This window comes from Paraburkholderia sp. GW821-FHT02A12 (assembly GCF_059422005.1).
Genome location: NZ_JBWKWA010000001.1, coordinates 3,520,916 through 3,540,399 on the forward strand (window position 1 = coordinate 3,520,916; position 19,484 = coordinate 3,540,399).

The 19,484-nt window shown below is 62.9% G+C and carries 18 protein-coding genes; 3 read left to right on the top strand and 15 right to left on the bottom strand.

Translation table 11 applies throughout. From position 1 onward, the window contains the following. Positions 1-18: 18 nt before the first annotated feature. Together AC07WT_RS16045 and AC07WT_RS16050 are read right to left on the bottom strand one after the other, a co-directional pair. A complete protein-coding gene (locus AC07WT_RS16045) occupies positions 19-1,200 on the bottom strand; it encodes a PA0069 family radical SAM protein (protein ID WP_494947717.1) in 1,182 nt (393 codons plus the stop codon). Between the two features lie 60 nt (positions 1,201-1,260). Continuing rightward, positions 1,261-1,749, bottom strand: coding sequence for an Lrp/AsnC ligand binding domain-containing protein (locus AC07WT_RS16050; RefSeq protein WP_494947718.1), 489 nt, complete (start codon positions 1,747-1,749; stop codon positions 1,261-1,263). A gap of 159 nt (positions 1,750-1,908) precedes the next feature. Between AC07WT_RS16050 and AC07WT_RS16055 the strand changes: the two genes are divergently transcribed. Then, a complete protein-coding gene (locus AC07WT_RS16055) occupies positions 1,909-3,195 on the top strand; it encodes a D-amino acid dehydrogenase (protein WP_494947719.1) in 1,287 nt (428 codons plus the stop codon). Positions 3,196-3,354: 159 nt separating this feature from the next. On the opposite strand, the gene AC07WT_RS16060 is transcribed toward AC07WT_RS16055, so the two are convergent. From AC07WT_RS16060 to AC07WT_RS16085, 6 genes are all read right to left on the bottom strand, one after another. Continuing rightward, positions 3,355-5,145 (bottom strand): acyl-CoA dehydrogenase, encoded by a 1,791-nt coding sequence (locus AC07WT_RS16060; protein WP_494947720.1) that lies wholly within the window; start codon positions 5,143-5,145, stop codon positions 3,355-3,357. Between the two features lie 103 nt (positions 5,146-5,248). After that, positions 5,249-6,184, bottom strand: a complete 936-nt coding sequence (locus tag AC07WT_RS16065; RefSeq protein WP_494947721.1) for an electron transfer flavoprotein subunit alpha/FixB family protein — start codon at positions 6,182-6,184, stop codon at positions 5,249-5,251. A gap of 22 nt (positions 6,185-6,206) precedes the next feature. Next, positions 6,207-6,956: an electron transfer flavoprotein subunit beta/FixA family protein gene (locus AC07WT_RS16070; RefSeq protein ID WP_494947722.1), complete on the bottom strand. Its 750-nt coding sequence runs from the start codon at positions 6,954-6,956 to the stop codon at positions 6,207-6,209. 236 nt (positions 6,957-7,192) lie between these two features. Continuing rightward, positions 7,193-7,993, bottom strand: coding sequence for a MetQ/NlpA family ABC transporter substrate-binding protein (locus AC07WT_RS16075; protein ID WP_494947723.1), 801 nt, complete (start codon positions 7,991-7,993; stop codon positions 7,193-7,195). 54 nt (positions 7,994-8,047) lie between these two features. After that, positions 8,048-8,701 carry a methionine ABC transporter permease gene (locus AC07WT_RS16080; RefSeq protein WP_492596436.1) on the bottom strand — a complete coding sequence of 218 codons (654 nt, stop codon included), beginning with the start codon at positions 8,699-8,701 and terminating at the stop codon, positions 8,048-8,050. Continuing rightward, positions 8,691-9,725, bottom strand: a complete 1,035-nt coding sequence (locus AC07WT_RS16085) for a methionine ABC transporter ATP-binding protein (protein ID WP_492596435.1) — start codon at positions 9,723-9,725, stop codon at positions 8,691-8,693. Before AC07WT_RS16085 ends, AC07WT_RS16080 begins: the two co-directional genes overlap by 11 nt. Positions 9,726-9,965: 240 nt before the next feature. On the opposite strand from AC07WT_RS16085, the gene AC07WT_RS16090 reads away from it, so the two are divergent. After that, the gene (locus tag AC07WT_RS16090; RefSeq protein ID WP_494947724.1) at positions 9,966-10,865 is read left to right on the top strand and encodes an alpha/beta hydrolase; all 900 of its coding nucleotides are present in this window, start codon (positions 9,966-9,968) and stop codon (positions 10,863-10,865) included. Between the two features lie 43 nt (positions 10,866-10,908). Here the strand turns inward: AC07WT_RS16090 and AC07WT_RS16095 are convergent, their stop codons facing one another. After that, positions 10,909-11,709: an enoyl-CoA hydratase gene (locus tag AC07WT_RS16095; RefSeq protein ID WP_494947725.1), complete on the bottom strand. Its 801-nt coding sequence runs from the start codon at positions 11,707-11,709 to the stop codon at positions 10,909-10,911. Positions 11,710-11,752: 43 nt separating this feature from the next. After that, positions 11,753-12,676 (bottom strand): histone deacetylase family protein, encoded by a 924-nt coding sequence (locus AC07WT_RS16100; protein WP_492596432.1) that lies wholly within the window; start codon positions 12,674-12,676, stop codon positions 11,753-11,755. A 199-nt stretch (positions 12,677-12,875) separates the two neighbouring features. Here AC07WT_RS16100 and mltB point away from each other — a divergent pair, with 199 nt between their 5' ends. After that, positions 12,876-14,114: a lytic murein transglycosylase B gene (gene mltB / locus AC07WT_RS16105; protein WP_494947726.1), complete on the top strand. Its 1,239-nt coding sequence runs from the start codon at positions 12,876-12,878 to the stop codon at positions 14,112-14,114. Positions 14,115-14,218: 104 nt separating this feature from the next. Here mltB and cysM read toward each other — a convergent pair whose 3' ends face one another. The 5 genes from cysM to AC07WT_RS16130 form a co-directional block, all read right to left on the bottom strand. Continuing rightward, on the bottom strand, positions 14,219-15,121 hold the full coding sequence (cysM, locus tag AC07WT_RS16110) for a cysteine synthase CysM (RefSeq protein WP_494947727.1): 903 nt from the start codon (positions 15,119-15,121) through the stop codon (positions 14,219-14,221). Positions 15,122-15,429: 308 nt separating this feature from the next. Next, on the bottom strand, positions 15,430-15,822 hold the full coding sequence (locus tag AC07WT_RS16115; protein WP_494947728.1) for a ComEA family DNA-binding protein: 393 nt from the start codon (positions 15,820-15,822) through the stop codon (positions 15,430-15,432). Positions 15,823-15,899: 77 nt separating this feature from the next. Next, on the bottom strand, positions 15,900-16,892 hold the full coding sequence (gene rfaD, locus AC07WT_RS16120) for an ADP-glyceromanno-heptose 6-epimerase (protein WP_494947729.1): 993 nt from the start codon (positions 16,890-16,892) through the stop codon (positions 15,900-15,902). A 142-nt stretch (positions 16,893-17,034) separates the two neighbouring features. Beyond that, entirely contained in the window at positions 17,035-18,042 is a 1,008-nt protein-coding gene (gene rfaE1, locus AC07WT_RS16125; protein ID WP_492596427.1) for a D-glycero-beta-D-manno-heptose-7-phosphate kinase, read from the bottom strand. Then, on the bottom strand, positions 17,996-19,411 hold the full coding sequence (locus tag AC07WT_RS16130; RefSeq protein WP_494947730.1) for a UDP-glucose dehydrogenase family protein: 1,416 nt from the start codon (positions 19,409-19,411) through the stop codon (positions 17,996-17,998). The genes rfaE1 and AC07WT_RS16130 overlap by 47 nt, the downstream gene beginning before the upstream one ends. Between the last annotated feature and the right edge of the window lie 73 nt (positions 19,412-19,484).

A 19,484-nucleotide genomic window follows, 5' to 3' on the forward strand; every position in this document is an offset into this window, starting at 1 on the left:
AATCGTGCCGCCATTGCGCTAAAAAAGATCGAGTTGCGGATCGTCGCGCACAGGCGAAGCCGGGCGCGGCGGCTCGATACGACGAAAGTGCGACATGTCCAGAATTCCGCGATCGCGCTCGTTCAGACCAAGACGGCGTACAGCTTTGTGGAACCGCTGCTTGAGCAGATCCGCCCACAGGCCCTCGCCCTTCATACGATGCGCGAACGACGAGTCGTAGTCCTTCCCGCCCCGCATATCGCGCACACGGCTCATCACCCGGTCAGCACGATCGGGGAAGTGTGCGGCGAGCCAATCCTTGAATAGCGGCGCGACTTCCCACGGCAAACGCAGCACGATATAGCTCGCGTTGCTTGCGCCGGCCTCCGCACAGGCTTCCAGCACGCGCTCCATGTCCGGTTCGGTGACGAACGGAATCACCGGGGCGATGCTGACGCCCACCGGAATCCCCGCCTCGCTCAATGTACGGATGGTGCGCAACCGGCGCGACGGCGTGGCCGCTCGCGGTTCGAGCGTGCGGGCGATGTCCGCATCCAGCGTGGTAATCGTAATGGCCGCCATGAACTGCCCGCGCGCAGCCATCGGCGCGAGCAGATCGAGATCGCGCTCTATCAGCGATGATTTGGTGATCGCCGCGAACGGCTGGCCGCGCTCGCTGAGTACCTCGATTACGCGCCGCGTGAGACGCAAGTCGCGCTCGGCTGGCTGCCACGCGTCGGTATTGACGCCCAGGGCGATCGGCTCCGGCACATAGGACTTCTTCGACAGTTCGCGCGCGAGCAATTCCGGCGCATTGACCTTCGCGTAGATGCGGCTTTCGAAGTCGAGCCCGGGCGACAGGCCCAAATAACTATGCGTAGGCCGCGCGAAACAATAGATACAGCCGTGTTCGCAGCCGCGATACGGATTCAGCGACACGCCAAACGGAATGTCCGGCGACGCATTACGGGTGAGAATGGTTTTGGCTTGTTCTTCGAATACCTGCGTGCGCAAGACCTTCGGCCCGCCGTCATCCTCGCTGGACGGCAGCCAGCCGTCGTCCACCGCTTCGCGCTGGTCGACTTCATAGCGGCCCTGCAGGTTCGTCACCGCGCCACGCCCTTTGCGAGGCGCTGGCGGAGCGATCGGAAATTCGGTGTCGGGATGGGTCACGGCTCGGGCTGGCGGAAAACAACAACGAACAACAACGGCGCAGAACATCTGTATAAATATACAGTGTTTACGCCTTTTGTCGAGCCCCGTCGCGCCCTCCCGCGCAGCTCAATCACCCACCGCGATGGTCAGCGTTTCCTTGATCTCTTCCATCACGACATAGCTCTTCGACTGCACTGCACCGGGCAACTGCAACAGGATGTCGCCGAGCAGCTTCCGGTAGTCGGCCATTTCGCCGATGCGCGCCTTGATCAGATAGTCGAAATCGCCCGAAACGAGGTGGCACTCCAGCACCTCGGGGATCTTCTGCACCTCGCGGCGGAACTGGTCGAACATGTTGCCGCTTTTGTGATCGAGCGTGATTTCGACGAACACCAGCAGCGCCGCGCCCAATTCCGCCGGATTCACGCGCGCGTGATAGCCGATGATCACGCCGTCACGCTCCATCCGCTTGACGCGCTCGATGCACGGCGTGACCGACAGCCCGACCTGCTCGGCGAGGTCTTTCATCGCCATGCGGCCCTCCTCCTGCAGCAGCCGCAGGATCTTGTGATCGAGTTTGTCGAGGGTGCGAACCGGGTGACGCTGTGTACGCATGGTGTTTTTGCTGAAAATCCTGAAAATATAATAACAAAACCTACCTGACTGTTAATAGTATAGCGGTTAACACTGGGCGAACCGCGTTACACCTCGTTAATCGAACGAATTCCAACGAAACGACGAGCGCACCGCCCTCCAAACCTTTCCGGAGCAGCTATGCGAGTCGTCGTTTTGGGCAGTGGCGTCGTCGGGGTAACGAGCGCCTATTATCTGGCGCGTGCCGGTCACGAAGTGACCGTGATCGATCGCGAGGCCGGCCCGGCGCTCGAAACCAGTTTTGCCAATGCCGGCCAGATTTCGCCGGGCTATGCGTCGCCCTGGGCAGCGCCTGGCGTGCCGCTGAAAGCGGTCAAGTGGATGTTCCAGAAGCATGCGCCGCTGGCGATCCGCCTCGACGGCACGCAATTCCAGCTGCAATGGATGTGGCAGATGCTGCAGAACTGCACGGAATCGCGCTACGCAGTGAACAAGGGCCGCATGGTCCGCCTCGCCGAATACAGTCGCGATTGTCTGCAAGCGCTGCGCGCCGAAACCGGCATCCAGTATGAAGGCCGCACCGGCGGCACGCTGCAGGTGTTCCGCACCCAGCAACAATTCGACGGCGCCGCGAAAGACATCGCGGTGCTGAAAGACGCCAACGTGCCGTATGAGCTGCTGTCGGCCGCCGAACTGGCTCAGGCCGAACCGGCGCTTGCCGCGGTCTCGCACAAGCTGACGGGCGGTCTGCGTCTGCCGGGCGACGAAACCGGCGACTGCCAGATGTTCACCAGGCGCCTCGCCGCGCTGGCCGAGCAACTGGGCGTCAAATTCCGCTACAACGCGCCGATCGACGCACTCGCGATGGCAGGCGACCGCATCGCCGGCGTGCAGTGCGGTGGGGAACTGGTGCGCGCGGATTCGTTCGTCGTCGCGCTCGGTTCGTATTCGACCCAATTCCTGTCCGGCCTCGTGAAGATTCCGGTCTATCCGCTCAAGGGCTATTCGATCACCGCGCCGATCGTCAACACGGTAGCCGCGCCGGTGTCGACCGTGCTCGACGAAACCTACAAGATCGCGATCACGCGCTTCGACGACCGGATTCGCGTCGGCGGCATGGCGGAGATCGTCGGCTTCGACAAGTCGTTGCGCCAGGCGCGCCGCGAAACGCTGGAGTTGTGCGTGAACGACCTGTTCCCGGGCGGCGGCGACACGTCGAAGGCGACCTTCTGGACCGGCCTGCGCCCGATGACGCCGGACGGCACGCCGATCGTCGGCCGCACGCCCGTGCCGAACCTGTTCCTGAACACGGGTCACGGCACGCTCGGCTGGACGATGTCGTGCGGCTCGGGTCAGTTGCTGGCCGACGTGATGTCGGGCAAGCAACCGGCGATCAAGGCGGACGACCTGTCGGTGCATCGCTATCTCGGCGAAAGCGCCGAAGCGCATCGTCCGGCTTATGCTTGAGCTTTAACGCTTCGCGAGCGGTTGAGCCGGTTTGCGCGGGTTTGTTATTGCACGCAGACTGGCCTGACAAAAACAAACGGCGCCCTTCCGGGCGCCGTTTGTTTTTTTACGCACGAGCTTTCGCTACCTTTCGCTACATCGCTCGGGATAAGTGAAGCATCAGAACTGATCTTCCGACAACGCGAGCACCCCCTCACCGCCCTTCGCGCTAACAATCGACGCCTCCAGCGCCGACGCTTGCGGCAACACATGCTCGGCATAAAACTGCGCGGTCGCGATCTTGGCGCCGTAGAACGACGGATCTTCGTCGCGCTTCCCAGCAGCCACGAGCAACGCACGCGCCATCTGCCAGCCGCCCAGCACGATGCCCGCAAGCTTCAGATACGGCACGCCGCCGGCGAACACCGCATTCGGGTCGCTCTTCGTGTTAGCAACAACGAAATCGACCGCCGCGCTCAGCGAGCGATGCCCTTGCGCCAGATACTTCTTCATCGATTCGAACGCGGGGCCTTGCTGCGCGCCGAGCGCTCCGAGGGTTTCAGCCACGCCGGCCAGCAGCGACTTCGCCACCGCTCCGCCGTCGCGTACTGTCTTGCGGCCGATCAGATCGTTCGCCTGGATCGCAGTCGTGCCTTCGTAGATCGGCAGGATGCGCGCGTCGCGATAGTACTGCGCCGCGCCGGTCTCTTCGATGAAGCCCATGCCGCCATGCACCTGCACGCCGAGGCTGGTCACGTCGATCGACAACTCCGTGCTCCAGCCCTTCACGATCGGCACGAGGAATTCGTAGATCGCCTGATGCCCGGCACGCTTCGCTTCATCGGGATGACGATGCGCGATGTCGCAATGGGCGGCGGCAACATAGGCGAGCGCGCGCGACGCTTCGGTCAACGAACGCATGGTCGACAGCATGCGGCGCACGTCCGGGTGCTGAATGATCGCCACCGACTGCTTCGCGGAGCCATCCACGGGGCGGCTCTGCACGCGGTCTTTCGCGTACGCAACGGCCTTCTGATACGCGCGATCCGACACGGCGACGCCCTGCATGCCCACAGCAAAACGCGCCGCGTTCATCATGATGAACATGTATTCGAGGCCGCGATTCTCTTCGCCGATCAGATGACCGATCGCGCCGCCGTGATCGCCGAATTGCAGCACTGCGGTCGGGCTCGCCTTGATGCCGAGCTTGTGTTCGATCGACACGCAATGCACGTCGTTGCGCTCGCCGAGCGAACCGTCTTCGTTGACGAGAAACTTCGGCACGATGAAAAGCGAAATGCCCTTCACGCCTTGCGGCGCGTTCGGCGTGCGGGCCAGCACGAGATGGGCGATGTTCTTCGCCATATCGTGCTCGCCCCACGTGATGAAAATCTTCGTGCCGAACAGCTTGAACGAGCCGTCGCCTTGCGGCTCGGCGCGTGTGCGCACCAGCGCGAGATCGGAACCGGCCTGCGGCTCGGTCAGGTTCATCGTGCCGGTCCACTCGCCGGAAATCAGCTTCGGCACGTAGGTTTGTTTTTGCGCTTCGGTGCCGGCGGTGAGCAGCGCTTCGATCGCGCCATCGGTCAGGAGCGGACACAGCGCGAACGACAGGTTCGACGCATTGAGCATTTCGACGCACGGCGTGGCGATCAGCTTCGGCAAACCCTGGCCTTCGTAGTCGACCGGGTGTTGCACGCCTTGCCAGCCTCCTTCCGCAAACTGGCGAAACGCTTCCTTGAAACCCGGCGTCGCGGTGACCACGCCGTCCTTCCAGCTGCTCGGATTGCGATCGCCTTCGACGTTTAGCGGCGCCAGCACTTCGCCGCACAGTTTCGCCGACTCTTCGAGCACCGCTTGAGCCGTGTCGAGGTTCGCGTCTTCGAAGCCCGGCAACCTGGCGATGTCGTCGAGACCGGCCAGTTCTTTCATCACGAACAGCATGTCTTTGATGGGCGCCGTGTAGCTCATGTCAGTTCTCCTCCTGCCTTTGATATAAAAAGGGCGCTGGCCTTGGATAGGTCCTGCGCCCTTCGTTTGCTGCCAGACGCCTTTTTCTGGGGCGTCGTGGTGGTTAGCCGAGCTCGTTGACGAGTTCCGGCACGATCGTGAACAGATCGCCCACCAGACCATAATCGGCGACGCTGAAAATCGGCGCTTCCGGGTCCTTGTTGATCGCCACGATCACCTTCGAGTCTTTCATGCCGGCCAGATGCTGGATCGCCCCCGAGATGCCGACGGCCACATACAGTTGCGGCGCGACGATCTTGCCGGTCTGGCCCACCTGATAGTCGTTCGGCACGAAGCCCGCATCGACCGCCGCACGCGAGGCGCCCAGCGCTGCGTTCAGCTTGTCGGCCAGCGGCTCCAGCACCTTCGTGTAGTTCTCGCCATTGCCCAGACCGCGACCGCCCGACACGATGATCTTCGCCGAGGTCAGTTCCGGACGGTCCAGCTTCGTCACTTCACGGCTCACGAATTGCGAAATGCCTGCGTCTGCCGCGGCTTCGATCTTCTCGACCGTTGCGCTGCCGCCAACGGCTGCGACTGCGTCGAAACCCGTCGTGCGCACCGTGATGACCTTGATCGGATCAGCCGATTGAACCGTTGCGATCGCGTTACCGGCGTAGATCGGGCGTTCGAACGTGTCGGCGGAAACCACTGCGGTGATGTCGCTGATCTGTGCGACGTCGAGCTTTGCGGCGATACGCGGGGCGATGTTCTTGCCGTAGGCGGTGGCCGGCGCAAGGATGTGCGAGTAGTCTTTCGCGATGTTCAGCACCGTCGCTTCGATGTTTTCCGCCAGGCCCGCTTCAAGTTGCGGCGCGTCGGCCAGCAACACTTTGCTCACGCCTGCAATCTTCGCGGCCGCATCCGCTGCGGCCTGCGCGTTGTGACCTGCCACCAGCACGTGAATATCACCGCCGATCTTCTGCGCCGCTGCAATCGTGTTCAGCGTCGCGGCCTTGATCGACGCGTTGTCGTGTTCCGCTATTACCAGATTCGTCATTTGTTCCGTCTCCGCGTGTTACTTAAAGCACCTTGGCTTCGGTCTTCAGCTTCTCAACCAACGTCTTCACATCCGGCACCATCACACCGGCGGAGCGCTTCGGCGGCTCGACAACCTTCAGCGTCTTCAGGCGCGGCGTCACATCAACGCCGAGGTCTTCCGGCTTGATGACTTCCAGCGGCTTCTTCTTCGCCTTCATGATGTTCGGCAGCGTCACGTAGCGCGGCTCGTTCAGGCGCAGGTCGGTGGTGACCACGGCGGGGAGCGTCAGCGACAGCGTTTCGGCGCCGCCATCGACTTCACGCGACACGATCGCCTTGCCGTCGGCGACAACGACCTTCGAGGCGAACGTCGCCTGCGGCAGGTTCGCCAGCGCGGCCAGCATCTGGCCGGTCTGGTTCGAGTCGTCGTCGATCGCCTGTTTGCCAAGAATGACCAATGAAGGCTGTTCCCTGTCGACCAGCGCTTTCAGCAGCTTGGCCACCGCCAGCGGCTGCAGTTCTTCGTTCGACTCGATCAGGATCGCGCGGTCCGCGCCGATCGCCAGCGCCGTGCGCAGCGTTTCCTGCGCCTGCGCGACGCCTGCCGACACGGCGATCACTTCGGTCGCCACGCCCGCTTCCTTCAGACGAATCGCTTCTTCCACCGCGATTTCGTCGAACGGATTCATCGACATCTTCACGTTCGCGATGTCGACGCCCGTACCGTCCGACTTCACCCGGACTTTCACGTTGTAGTCGACCACTCTCTTCACTGGCACCAGGATTTTCATGCACACGCTCCAAAGTTACGAATACGTCAACCCAACGAACATTATAACGACTGCCCTTACGGAAGCCGTGTCGCGGGCGCTTTAGCAGGAGGATATCGCTCCTCAGCAGCGTGACGGCAATATCGAACGGTCGTTCTATTTTAATCTCGAAAAAACCCGGGCGGCAACCCCGGGTTCCGACTTACGACTCTAATTTTGCCTTGCCGCCATATCTTGCTACTCCGATGACCGTCAGATCACCAGGCGACGATCACCGACCCGCCGAATTTGCCTTCGACAAACTGCTTCACTTCCGGCGAATGATACGCCGCGACCAGCTTGGCGACCCACGGCTTGTTGCGGTCGGCTTCGCGGATCGCGATGATGTTCACGTACGGACTCTTCGGGTCCTCGATCGCGATGGCGTCCTGTTTCGGCTTCAGGCCCGCTTCCATCGCGAAGTTGGTGTTGATCGCGGCGGCGTCCACGTCGTTCAGCGAACGCGGGATTTGTGCGGCGTCGAGTTCGACGATCTTCAGCTTCTTCGGGTTGTCGACGATGTCGAGCGGCGTCGCCTTCAGGCCCGCATCCGCCTTCAGCTTCAGCAGACCCTGCTTTTGCAAGAGCAACAGCGCGCGGCCGCCATTGGTCGGATCGTTCGGCACGGCGATCTTCGCGCCCGGCTGCAACTCGGCGAGCGACTTCACCTTCTTCGAATAGATACCCATCGGGTACGTGACCGTGTCGGCGACGCGAATCAGCTTGTAGCCGCGGTCCTTTACCTGCGCCTGCAAATACGGGTCATGCTGGTAGCTGTTCGCGTCGAGGTCGCCGCCGGCGAGCGCCGCGTTCGGCTGCACGTAGTCGGAGAACTCGACGATCTTGATGTTCAGGCCGCTCTTCGCCGCGACCGTCTTCACGACTTCCATGATCTGCGCGTGCGGGCCGCCGGTCACGCCGACCTTGATCGACTCGTCAGCGTGAGCAGCCGTAGCGGCAGCGAACAGCGACGCGGCGCCGAGCGTGGCGGCCAGCTTGAGAATGAAACGACGTTGCATGATGGACCTTTCCGAATCTATCGATTCTGTTGAGCGGGTTCCGATGACCCTTGTTTATTTATGGCTCAAACGGCGCACGAGCCAATCCCCGAACGACTGCACCAGTTGCACGAAGACGATCAGAATCACCACGACCGTCAGCATCACTTCCGGCAGGAAACGTTGATACCCGTAACGGATGCCCAGATCGCCGAGGCCGCCGCCGCCGATCGCGCCGGCCATCGCCGAATAGCCGACCAGCGAAACGAACGTGATCGTCAAACCGGCTACGACGCCCGGCAGCGATTCCGGCAACAGCACCTTCAAGACAATCTGGCTGGTGGTCGCGCCCATCGCCTGCGCGGCTTCGATCAGACCGCGATCGACTTCGCGCAAAGCGGTTTCGACCAGACGCGCGATGAACGGCGCAGCGGCGATCGTCAGCGGCACCACGGCCGCGGCCGTGCCGATCGACGAACCCACCACCAGCCGCGTGAACGGAATCACCGCGACCAGCAAGATAATGAACGGCGTCGACCGCACGGCATTGACGATCACGCCCATCGCGCGGTTCACCGCGACGTTCTGCAACACGCCCTGGCGATCCGTCAGATACAGCAGCACGCCGAGCGGCAAACCCACCAGAGCGCCGACCAGTCCGGAAATGCCCACCATCACGAGCGTTTCCCAGAACGACTGGACGAACATGTCGAACATTTCACTCAACATACGAGAGCTCCTCTACCACCACACCCTGCTCACGCAGATACGTCAGCGCCTGTGCGACCTTCGCCGGTTCGCCGCCCGCGAGCACCGCGAGCGAACCGAACGCCTGCCCCTGGATCTCGTCGATCTGGCCATGCAGGATGTTGAAGTCGAGTTCGTAGCAGCGAATCGTCTCCGACAGAATCGGCTGATCGACGCCCGAGCCGGTGAAGGCGAGGCGCAACAAATGGCCGCGGCCGGTCTTCAGGCGTTCGGCGACACGCGCCTTCATCGCCGGCGGCAGCTCCTGGGCGATCACGTCGCCGATCAGCGCGCGTGTGACTTCGTGATGCGGTTGCAGGAACACGTCGATGACTTTGCCTTCTTCGACCACGCGGCCCGCGTCCAGCACCGCGACGCGGTCGCAGACCTGCTTGATCACGTCCATCTGGTGCGTGATCAGCACGACCGTGAGGTTCAGTTCGCGGTTGATGCGCTTGAGCAGTTCGAGAATCGCGCGGGTGGTTTCGGGATCGAGCGCGGAGGTGGCTTCGTCGGAGAGCAGCACTTTCGGCTTGCTCGCCAGCGCACGCGCAATGCCCACGCGCTGTTTCTGCCCGCCGCTGATCTGCGCCGGATAGCGATCCTTCTGCGCCGACAGCCCGACCAGTTCGAGCAGCGGCAGCACGTTCGCCTCGATCTCGTCGCGCTTCATGCCGGCCAGTTCGAGCGGCAACGCCACGTTCTCGTACACCGTGCGTGACGACAACAGGTTGAAGTGCTGGAAGATCATGCCGATCTCGCGACGCGCCTCGCGCAATTGCGCGGCGGGCAGCGTCGTCAGATCGCGGCCGTTGACGACGATGTTGCCTTCGGTCGGGCGCGTCAGCAGGTTGATGGTGCGCACGAGCGTACTCTTGCCCGCGCCGCTGCGGCCGATGATGCCGAACACCTCGCCCGCCGGAATCGACAGATTGACGTTGTGCAGCGCCTCGACCCAGCCCCGGGGCCCCTCGAAGCGCTGAGAGATATTGCGTATTTCGATCATGGAAAAACCAAACGGCGGAGATTGCCAGCGAGCGTTTTGCGCTCCCGACAAGCGGCCGCCGTTGCTTTTATTGGGATTTGAGGCCGCAATTCTACCGCAGCACCGACATTCCCTTTAATAATCAATTACGATCTTTTCATAACCAGAGAGAATTAGAGGCAGGCCCGGTAAGCGATTCTCGCGTGCCCACGACGGCTGCGACTATGATCGGGCGGATCAAAATCAGGACACATGGCGGCTATGGAGACAACCCAACCCAGTAATGCGCGTTGCGCGGCGGATATCCGCACTGGCGCCCCGTTGCGCTCGACGGTCACGACGAGCGACGGCTTCGAACTGCCGCTATATCGCTGGCCGGCCGCCGCGCCGCTGCGCGCCACGGTCGCGCTGCTGCACGGGCTTGCGGAACATGCCGGACGCTACGCCGCATTGGCCGCGCGCCTGAACGCGGCCGGCATCGAACTGGTCGCGATCGATTTGCGCGGACACGGGCAAGCGCCCGGCAAACGGGCCTATGTGAAGCGTTTCGACGACTATCTGCTGGATGCGCAAGCCTTGCTCGACGCCGCGGCGCAGAGTTGCGCCCCGCTCTTCCTGATGGGGCACAGCATGGGCGGCGCAGTGGCCGCGCTCTACGCGATCGAGCGCCTCGACGCGACTGGCCGGCGACTGAGCGGTCTGATCCTGTCGAGCCCCGCGCTCGCGCCCGGCCACGACGTACCGCGCTGGATGCTCAAGCTGAGCCAGGTGATCAGCTGCCTGTGGCCGACCTTCCCAGCGATGAAAATCGACGCGGCTTTGCTGTCGCGCCTCGAGTCAGTGGTGAACGCCAATCGCCGCGATCCACTGGTGCACCACGGCTCAATACCCGCGCGCACCGGAGCGGAAATCCTGCTCGCGATGGCGCGCATAGAACGAGGCCGCGCGGGCTTGCGCGTGCCGCTGCTGGTGTATCACGGCACCGCGGACCAGCTCACCGAACCCGATGGCAGCCGCGATTTCGGCAAACACGCGGGCTCACCGGACAAGACGCTCACGCTGCACGAGGACAGCTATCACGAAACGATGAACGATCTGGACCGCGACCGGGTGATCGGAGAATTGATTGGGTGGATCGAGGCGCGCTTGCCCAAGGCCTGAGCGCTGCGGCGATAGCCTGGCATAACGGCGAGGCGCCGCTAGCCTAGCGCTTCCAGGCGGGCGCGCGTTTGTCGATGAAAGCTTGCACGCCTTCGAGCGCAGAGTCGTCCATCATGTTGCAGGCCATCGTCTGACCGGCGAGCTGGTAAGCCGCTTCAATACCCATCTCCAACTGACGGTAGAACAGGCCCTTGCCGGCGCTGACGGCTTCGACCGGTTTCGCGCAAATGCTGGTGGCGAGTCTCGCGACCTCGGCATCGAGCGCGTCCGCCGGCACAACGCGGTTCACCAGACCCTGATGCTTCGCCTCGGCTGCATCGATGAAATCGCCAGTCAGCAGCATTTCGAGCGCAGCCTTGCGCGACAGGTTGCGCGACAACGGCACCGAAGGCGTCGCGCAGAACAGCCCCAGATTGACGCCGGAGACCGCAAAGCGCGCGGTATCGGCAGCGACCGCGAGATCGCACATCGCCACGAGCTGACAGCCGGCCGCCGTCGCGATGCCATGCACGCGCGCGATCACTGGCTGCGGCAAGCGCTGGATCGTCAGCATCAGCTTCGTGCAGCGCGCGAACAATGCCTGATAGTAAGCAAGCGACGGCGCCGCGCGCATTTCCTTCAGATCGTGCCCCGCGCAAAAGGCGCGGCCCGCGCCGGCGATCACGACCACCCGCGCGCTGGACTGCCCGAGCCCGGTCAACACGGTCTGCAATTCGTCGAGCAAGGCCTCGGAAAGCGCGTTGAACGCGTCCGGCCGGTTCATCGTCACCAGCACGACGCCTGGCAAGCCGTACGCGCCGTGTTCGATCTCCACCAGTGAAGCGCTGCGCATATCGGCAGTCATGGTTCGCTCCTCATTGAAGTTCGGGGTGGGTTCTCCGCGGCGCTCAGATCCCGGCCAGCGCGCGCACATGCGCGACCACGCTGCGTCCTAGCGCCGACAGGTTGTAGCCGCCTTCCAGGCAACTGACGATACGCCCTTGCGCATAGCGCCTTGCGATCTCGCGCACCTGATCGGTGATCCACGCGTAGTCGTCTTCGACGAGGCCCATGTTGCCGAGATCGTCCTCGCGATGCGCGTCGAAGCCGGCCGAGATGAAGATCATCTCCGGCTTGAATTCGTGCAGACGCGGCAGCCACAGCATATCGACCACCTCGCGCACCGCCATGCCCTTCGAGCGCGCCGGCATCGGCACGTTGCACATGTTGGGCGCCTGGTTGTCGGCGCCGGTGAACGGATAGAACGGATGCTGGAAGATGCTGCACATCAGCACGCGCGAATCGCCCGAAAAGGCGGCTTCGGTGCCGTTGCCGTGATGGACGTCGAAGTCGACAATCGCGACGCGCTGCATGCCGTGCACTTCGAGCGCATGGCGCGCGGCAATCGCGACGTTGTTGAAGAAGCAGAAACCCATCGCACGCGCCGGCTCGGCATGGTGGCCGGGCGGGCGCACGCTGCAAAACGCGTTGTCGTGTCGGCCTTCGATGACGGCGTCGGTCGCGGCCACCGCGGCGCCCGCCGCGCGCAGCGCGGCCTGCCAGGTGTGCGGGTTCATCGACGTGTCGGGGTCGATTTCGGCGAGGCCCTCGGCGGGCGAGCGGCTACGGATGTAATCGACGTGCGCCTGGGTATGCACGCGCAATAACGAGGCTTCGTCGGCGAGCGGCGGCGACTCGCGTTCGATCAGCGAGTCGATACGGCTTGCGATCAGCTGGTCTTCGATTGCCTGCAGGCGCGCCGGGCATTCGGGATGCCATTGCCCCATATCGTGCAGCAGACAGTCGGGGTGGGAATAAAAGCCTGTTGCCATGGTTCTCTTCTGCGACGCGGCGCCTTCGAGGCGCGCGGCGTGTCTCCGTCCAAGGGCGCGCACCCTCGGCGCGCCAACTATCGTCAAGTTACCACACGATGCGGCTATGACGTGCCGGGCTCAGTTTTGCAGAAGGCGTCGGGTATACTGCCCCGATCCGTTTTTCCCCTGTCTCTTTTGCACTGCGCCCCAGCTCACTATGACCGTCAAGCTTGCTCTGTCTGCACGAAACCGGCTACGCACAACGAGCGTAGCCGCCGCACTGTCCGTCGCGTGGTGCGCGTTCACAGCAGCCAGTCCGGCAATGGCGCAAAGCACCGCGCAAAAACCGCCGCTGCTGGTCGCGCAAAGCCAGCCGCAACAGACGGTGCCGCAAGGGCAAACCTTCGAAGAAGAGATCATCCCGCAGCGCTATGCGAATAATCCCAACGTCGACGCGTTCGTCAACGACATGTCCGCGCGCTACGACTTCGACCAGGCCGCGCTGCACGCGTTATTTGCACGCGTGAGCTATTCGGCGACGGCGGTCAAGCTGGTCACGCCGTCGCCCTCGCCGACGGTCAAGAACTGGCGCGTGTACCAGTCGCGCTTTCTCGACCAGGTTCGCATCAACGCCGGCGTGCGCTTCTGGCGCGCCAACCAGGCGACGCTGCAACGCGCTTACGAAGAGTTCGGCGTGCCGCCGGAAGTGATCGTCGGCATCATCGGCGTGGAGACGATCTACGGTCGCTTCATGGGCAACTTCCGCGTGCTCGATGCGCTGACCACGCTCACTTTCGACTATCCGAACACCGCCAATCGCGCGGATCGTCAGGCGACCTTCCGCAAGAATCTCGAAGACTACCTGGTGTGGACGCGCGATTCGCAAATCGATCCGACCACGGTGCTCGGTTCGTACACCGGCGCAATCGGCATTCCGCAATTCCTGCCGAGCAGCATCGTGCAATACGCGGTGAGCTACGACGGCAACAAGCAGATCGATCTGCGCACGAGCCAGGCGGATGCGATCGGCAGCGTGGCGAACTATCTGCGTCAGAACGGCTGGGAAAACGGCCGGCCCGTGGTATGGAAGATCGCTTCTGACGCGGGCAGCCTGGGCGTTGCGCAAGCCGCCGCGGACGGTCAGCCGGAACCGCACTGGCCGTTGCAGCAACTGCTGCGCGCCGGACTGGCGATGGACGAGCCGAGGCTCGATATCGCGTCTGAAGCGGGTACGCCGGTGACGGTGGTCGATTTGCCGTCGCCGGGGCGTGGCACCGAATACATGCTGGGCTTGAAGAACTTTTATGTACTGACGCGCTATAACCGCAGCTTCTTTTATGCGCTCGCGGTTTATCAGTTAGGCGAGCGGGTCAAAGCGCAGATGGCCGCGAGCGATGCGGCGAACGGCAACCCGAACGGCAACCATGCAGCGCCGCCAAGTGCGGCTTCGCAGTAGGCGGCGCTGCGGGGCGCTGGGTCCCGCTGCATGACCAGATATAAAAAAGCGCCGGCTGAAACCGGCGCTTTTTTGTTGGCGCGATCACGCGCAACCGGGCATGATCAAGCCGGAAACACACCCGTCGACAGATAACGGTCGCCGCGGTCGCAGACGATAAACACGATCGTCGCGTTCTCGACCTGGCGCGCGACCCGCAGCGCCACTTCGCACGCGCCGCCCGACGAGATGCCGGCAAAAACCCCTTCGACGGACGCGAGGCGCCGCGCCATCGCTTCAGCGGCGGCCTGGCTCACGTTTTCGACGCGGTCCACGCGGCTGCGATCGAAAATCTTCGGCAGATATGCTTCCGGCCACTTGCGGATGCCAGGAATGCGCGAGCCCTCTTCCGGCTGCGCACCGATGATCTCGATCGCCTGATTCTTTTCCTTCAGGTAGGTGGAGACGCCCATGATCGTGCCGGTCGTGCCCATCGACGACACGAAGTGCGTGATGCGCCCTTCGGTGTCTTGCCAGATTTCCGGGCCGGTTCCTTCGACGTGCGAGGCCGTATTGTCCGGGTTCGCGAACTGGTCGAGGATGATGCCCTTGCCCTCGCGCTGCATCTGCTCGGCGAGGTCGCGGGCGTATTCCATGCCGCCCGTGACCGGCGTCAACACGATCTGCGCGCCGTAGGCCGCCATACTCTGACGGCGCTCCACCGAAAGATCCTCCGGCATGATCAGTACCATCTTGTAGCCGCGGATCGCCGCTGCCATCGCCAATGCGATGCCGGTGTTGCCGCTAGTCGCCTCGATCAGCGTGTCGCCCGGCTTGATGCGGCCGCGTGCTTCCGCTTTCTTGATCATCGACAGTGCCGGGCGGTCCTTCACCGAACCCGCGGGGTTGTTGCCCTCGAGCTTCGCGAGGATCACGTTGTTGCGACTGCGGATATCGTCGTCGGGGAGCCGGACGAGTTGCACGAGCGGCGTATTGCCGATCGTGTCTTCAATCGTTTTGTAAGCCATATCGGTTCTGGAGTTGGCGATGCGCGGAGTGTTCAATCTATTGATTCTAAACCACCGTGCGTGCGCCTGCCGCGCGGCCCTTCTGCCCGCATGGATGCAGCGCCGACGTACGGCCCGTGCGTGGACCCCATTCACCGCGAAAAACCGGCGCAGAAAACATGCAAAAAGCCCGCGGCCGGGAGCCGCGGGAGCCAGTCATCTGTATGACAGCTGAAGGAGTGTTCTTGCCAACTCCGACCATGAAGGGGAACTACATCAGCGGGTCTTGCGCGCAGGTGACCAGCCCCGCGCGCAAGGCCAGCGTCAGGCTATTTCTTCACCGCCACAGTGGCGTTGCTCTTTTGCGTATTGGCCGCAGCGGCCGCGTTGGTGGCGTTGCCCGCAGCGGCCGCGCCTTTGGTTTGGCCAGCCGCCGCAGTCTGCGCGCCAGCAGCCGCGCCAGCCGGACCGACAGCGAGACCCTCCGCCTGCAGGCGCTCGACGGTATGCCCGCCCATGCCTTTGACGCGCTTGCCGAGATCGGCCGGATCCTTGAATGGACCATGCGCTGCACGCTCGTCGAGAATGGCTTTCGCTTTGGCAGCACCAATGCCCTTGATGCCGCGCAGCGCGTCCTCGTTAGCCGTGTTGACGTCGACCGCCGCATACGCGTGGCCGAAAGCGGCGAGCATGGCCGCGGTAACCAGAATTTTTCGAAACATATGGAATCTCCCTTGTACAACCGGTTGGCGACCATCACCAACCGGGAGATTCCAGTTTAAAGAGGGATCCGAAAGATTTACACCTGGCCGAATAGCCAACGTACGTAACGATCGACGCCTTCCTGCACGCTCAAAAACGGCGCGTCGTAGCCCGCCGCGCGCAGCTTCGTCAGATCTGCTTGTGTGAAGCATTGGTACTTGCCGCGCAATGCATCGGGGAACGGAATGTATTCGATCAGCCCGCGCTGCACCTGGTCGGCGAGCGACAACGGTGCTTCGTTGTTCAGCGAGCGCAGCGTGTTGACCACCGTATTCGCGATGTCGTTGAACGGCTGCGCGCGGCCGCTGCCCAGGTTGAAGATGCCCGACTTGTGCGGATTGTCGAAGAAGAACAGATTGACCTTCACCACGTCTTCGACAGAGACGAAATCGCGCGTCTGTTCGCCTGCGGCATAACCGTTGTATTCGCCGAACAGCTTGACCTTGCCTTCGGCGCGGAACTGGTTGAAGTTGTGAAACGCCACCGACGCCATGCGCGCCTTATGCGTTTCGCGCGGACCGTACACGTTGAAGTAACGGAAGCCTGCGATCTGGCTCTTCGCGGTGGGCAGCACGCGGCGGATCACCTGGTCGAACAGGAACTTCGAATAGCCGTACACGTTCAGCGGCTGCTCGACTTCGCGCTCTTCGACGAAACGGCTCGAGCCGCCGTAAGTGGCCGCAGAGGACGCATACAGAAACTGGATGTTCTGCGCAAGACACACGTCGAGCACGTCGCGGCTATAGCGGAAGTTGTTGTCCATCATGTAGCGGCCGTCGGTTTCCATCGTGTCCGAGCAGGCGCCTTCGTGGAAGATCGCGCGCACTTTGCCAAAGTCGCCGCGCTTGAAGCGCTCGACGAATTCGGTCTTGTCGAGGTAGTCATCGATTTCGCAGTCGACGAGGTTCTTGAATTTGTCCGCGCGCGTGAGATTGTCGACAGCGATGATGCGTTGCTCGCCGCGCTCGTTGAGCGCCTTCACGAGATTGCTGCCGATAAAGCCGGCCGCGCCGGTGACGATGAGGGTCATGATGGTCCTGCGCTAATGAGCTTTGCATGGGATCGGAGTAAGCGCTAAAGCGCTAACTCCAATCGACAAGTTCAGTTGACGCCCCGCGGTCCCTGCCCGCGCGCCGCAATCCGGCGCAAAGCAGGAGTCTGAGCGGGCCGCGTCAATGAAAGAGTTCGTCGTAGTCGACGGTAGCGGTGCCGAGTTTGCCGACCACGATGCCGGCTGCGCGATTCGCGAGTCCGACCGCCTCGACCAGCGTGAGGCCCGCGCCGAGCATGGCGGCGAGTGTGGCGATCACGGTGTCGCCCGCGCCCGATACATCATACACTTCGCGTGCCACGGCCGAAGCGTGCAGGATGCCGTCGTCGGAGAAGAGCGTCATGCCCTCTTCCGAGCGCGTCAGCAGCAGCGCCTTGAACTCCAGATCGGCGCGTAGTTTGGTCACGCGTGCGATCAGATCTTCCTCGGACTTCCACTGCCCGACCACTTCGCGCAACTCGGCGCGATTCGGCGTGATCAGCGTCGCGCCGCGATAGCGCTCCCAGTCGTCGCCCTTCGGATCGACCAGCACCGGCTTGCCCGCCGCATGCGCCTTCGCAATCATCTGCGTGACGTGCGTGAGACCACCCTTCGCGTAATCGGACATCAGGATCACGTCGTGCGACGGCAGCAGGTCGTCGAAACGGGCGAGGCCCGCGAGCAGCACTTCGTGCGCCGGCGTGTTTTCGAAATCGACGCGCAGCAACTGCTGCTGACGCGACAGCACGCGCAGCTTGATCGTCGTGAGCAACGCGGGATCGCGTTCGAGATGCGGCGTCACGCCGCTATCGCCCAGCAGCTGCACGATGCGCTCGCCGGGTTCGTCGTGGCCGACCACGCACAGCAAACCCGCTTGCGCACCGAGCGCCACCGCGTTGCGCGCCACGTTCGCCGCACCGCCGAGCCGGTCTTCCTGACGCTGCACATGCACGACCGGCACCGGCGCTTCAGGCGAAATGCGGTTCACGTCGCCGAACCAGTAGCGATCGAGCATCACGTCGCCAACTACCAGCACGCGCGCTGCGCCAAGCTGTTCGCGCGGCACCACGGTGAGCGCCGGCGCCGGCGTGGACAGAGCGCCCTCAGGCATTGTTCGGGACATCGGCCGGAAGTTCAGAGGGTTGGGCATAAGGGCGTCCAATCGAGTGATAGTCGATGCCGAGCTCGGTCATCGCGTCCGGTTCGTACAGATTGCGGCCATCGAAAATCAGCGGCGACTTCAGCACCGATTTCAGATGCACGAAATCCGGGCTCTTGAATTCCTTCCATTCGGTGACGATCACGAGCGCGTCGGCGCCGGTGAGCGTTTCGTCCTGGGTACTCGTGAAATGCAGGCGCGCGAGCTGCTCCGGCGCATCGTGCAAGTCAATCGCGAAAACGCGGCGTGCTTCGGTGACGGCGACCGGATCGTACGCGCGAACCTTGGCGCCACGCTTGAGCAATTCAGCAATCACGCGACGGCTCGGCGCCTCGCGCATGTCGTCGGTATTCGGCTTGAACGCGAGGCCCCACACCGCGAAGGTGCGTCCGCTCAGATCCTCACCGAGCTTCGCCGTGATCTTGCGGACCAGCACGTCCTTCTGCTTGTAGTTCACTTCCTCGACTGCTTCGAGAATGCGCAGATTGTGACCAATTTCGCTCGCGGTGCGAATCAGCGCCTGCACGTCCTTGGGGAAGCACGAACCACCATAGCCAGCACCGGCATACAGAAAGTGATAGCCGATGCGCGGGTCCGAGCCGATACCGCGACGCACCGCTTCGATATCCGCGCCGACGCGATCCGCCAGATTCGACATCTCGTTCATGAACGAGATGCGCGTGGCGAGCATCGCATTGGCTGCGTATTTCGTGAATTCGGCCGAGCGCACGTCCATATACAACGTGCGATCGTGATTGCGATTGAACGGCGCGTACAGACGCTTCATCAGTTCGCGCGCGCGCAGGCCGGCTTCGTCTTCGTCGCTGCCGATCACGATGCGATCGGGGCGCATGAAGTCGTCGACCGCCGCGCCTTCTTTCAGAAACTCAGGATTGGAGACTACGGAGAAGCGGTGCTGCTCACTGTTGGCGAGCCCACGCCTGGCCAGTTCCTCCTCGACCACCGCGTGCACGCGCTGCGCGGTGCCGACCGGCACCGTCGATTTATCGACGATCACCTTGAAGCCGTTCATCGTGCGGCCGATGTTGCGCGCCGCCTCGAGCACGTATTGCAGATCGGCTGAGCCGTCCTCGTCGGGCGGCGTGCCGACGGCGATGAACTGCACGTCGCCGTGCGCGACACTCGCTTCGATGTCCGTTGAAAACGTGATGCGGCGAGCCGCGCGCGTGCGGGCGATGATCTCCTGCAAACCCGGCTCGTGGATCGGTACGCCGCCGTTGTTGAGGATTTCGATCTTGCGCGGGTCGACGTCGAGACAGAAGACGTCGTGACCGATTTCAGCGAGACACGCGCCAGTGACGAGGCCGACATAGCCTGTGCCGATAATGGTAATTTTCATACGTTTTCCGGTAGAAGGTTCCGGTGATGATTCCCGGTGGTAAGGCCGGTTATGAACACGTTACGAGGTTCGC

Coding starts and splice junctions, on each gene's coding strand:
- cysM (WP_494947727.1), bottom strand. CDS start 15,121: ATGGCTTACAAAACGATTGAAGACACGATCGGCAATACGCCGCTCGTG.
- AC07WT_RS16070 (WP_494947722.1), bottom strand. CDS start 6,956: ATGAAAATCCTGGTGCCAGTGAAGAGAGTGGTCGACTACAACGTGAAA.
- rfaD (WP_494947729.1), bottom strand. CDS start 16,892: ATGACCCTCATCGTCACCGGCGCGGCCGGCTTTATCGGCAGCAATCTC.
- AC07WT_RS16115 (WP_494947728.1), bottom strand. CDS start 15,822: ATGTTTCGAAAAATTCTGGTTACCGCGGCCATGCTCGCCGCTTTCGGC.
- AC07WT_RS16095 (WP_494947725.1), bottom strand. CDS start 11,709: ATGACTGCCGATATGCGCAGCGCTTCACTGGTGGAGATCGAACACGGC.
- rfaE1 (WP_492596427.1), bottom strand. CDS start 18,042: ATGCCCAACCCTCTGAACTTCCGGCCGATGTCCCGAACAATGCCTGAG.
- AC07WT_RS16055 (WP_494947719.1), top strand. CDS start 1,909: ATGCGAGTCGTCGTTTTGGGCAGTGGCGTCGTCGGGGTAACGAGCGCC.
- AC07WT_RS16090 (WP_494947724.1), top strand. CDS start 9,966: ATGGAGACAACCCAACCCAGTAATGCGCGTTGCGCGGCGGATATCCGC.
- AC07WT_RS16065 (WP_494947721.1), bottom strand. CDS start 6,184: ATGACGAATCTGGTAATAGCGGAACACGACAACGCGTCGATCAAGGCC.
- AC07WT_RS16130 (WP_494947730.1), bottom strand. CDS start 19,411: ATGAAAATTACCATTATCGGCACAGGCTATGTCGGCCTCGTCACTGGC.
- AC07WT_RS16100 (WP_492596432.1), bottom strand. CDS start 12,676: ATGGCAACAGGCTTTTATTCCCACCCCGACTGTCTGCTGCACGATATG.
- AC07WT_RS16080 (WP_492596436.1), bottom strand. CDS start 8,701: ATGTTGAGTGAAATGTTCGACATGTTCGTCCAGTCGTTCTGGGAAACG.
- AC07WT_RS16075 (WP_494947723.1), bottom strand. CDS start 7,993: ATGCAACGTCGTTTCATTCTCAAGCTGGCCGCCACGCTCGGCGCCGCG.
- AC07WT_RS16085 (WP_492596435.1), bottom strand. CDS start 9,725: ATGATCGAAATACGCAATATCTCTCAGCGCTTCGAGGGGCCCCGGGGC.
- AC07WT_RS16050 (WP_494947718.1), bottom strand. CDS start 1,749: ATGCGTACACAGCGTCACCCGGTTCGCACCCTCGACAAACTCGATCAC.
- mltB (WP_494947726.1), top strand. CDS start 12,876: ATGACCGTCAAGCTTGCTCTGTCTGCACGAAACCGGCTACGCACAACG.
- AC07WT_RS16045 (WP_494947717.1), bottom strand. CDS start 1,200: ATGTTCTGCGCCGTTGTTGTTCGTTGTTGTTTTCCGCCAGCCCGAGCC.
- AC07WT_RS16060 (WP_494947720.1), bottom strand. CDS start 5,145: ATGAGCTACACGGCGCCCATCAAAGACATGCTGTTCGTGATGAAAGAA.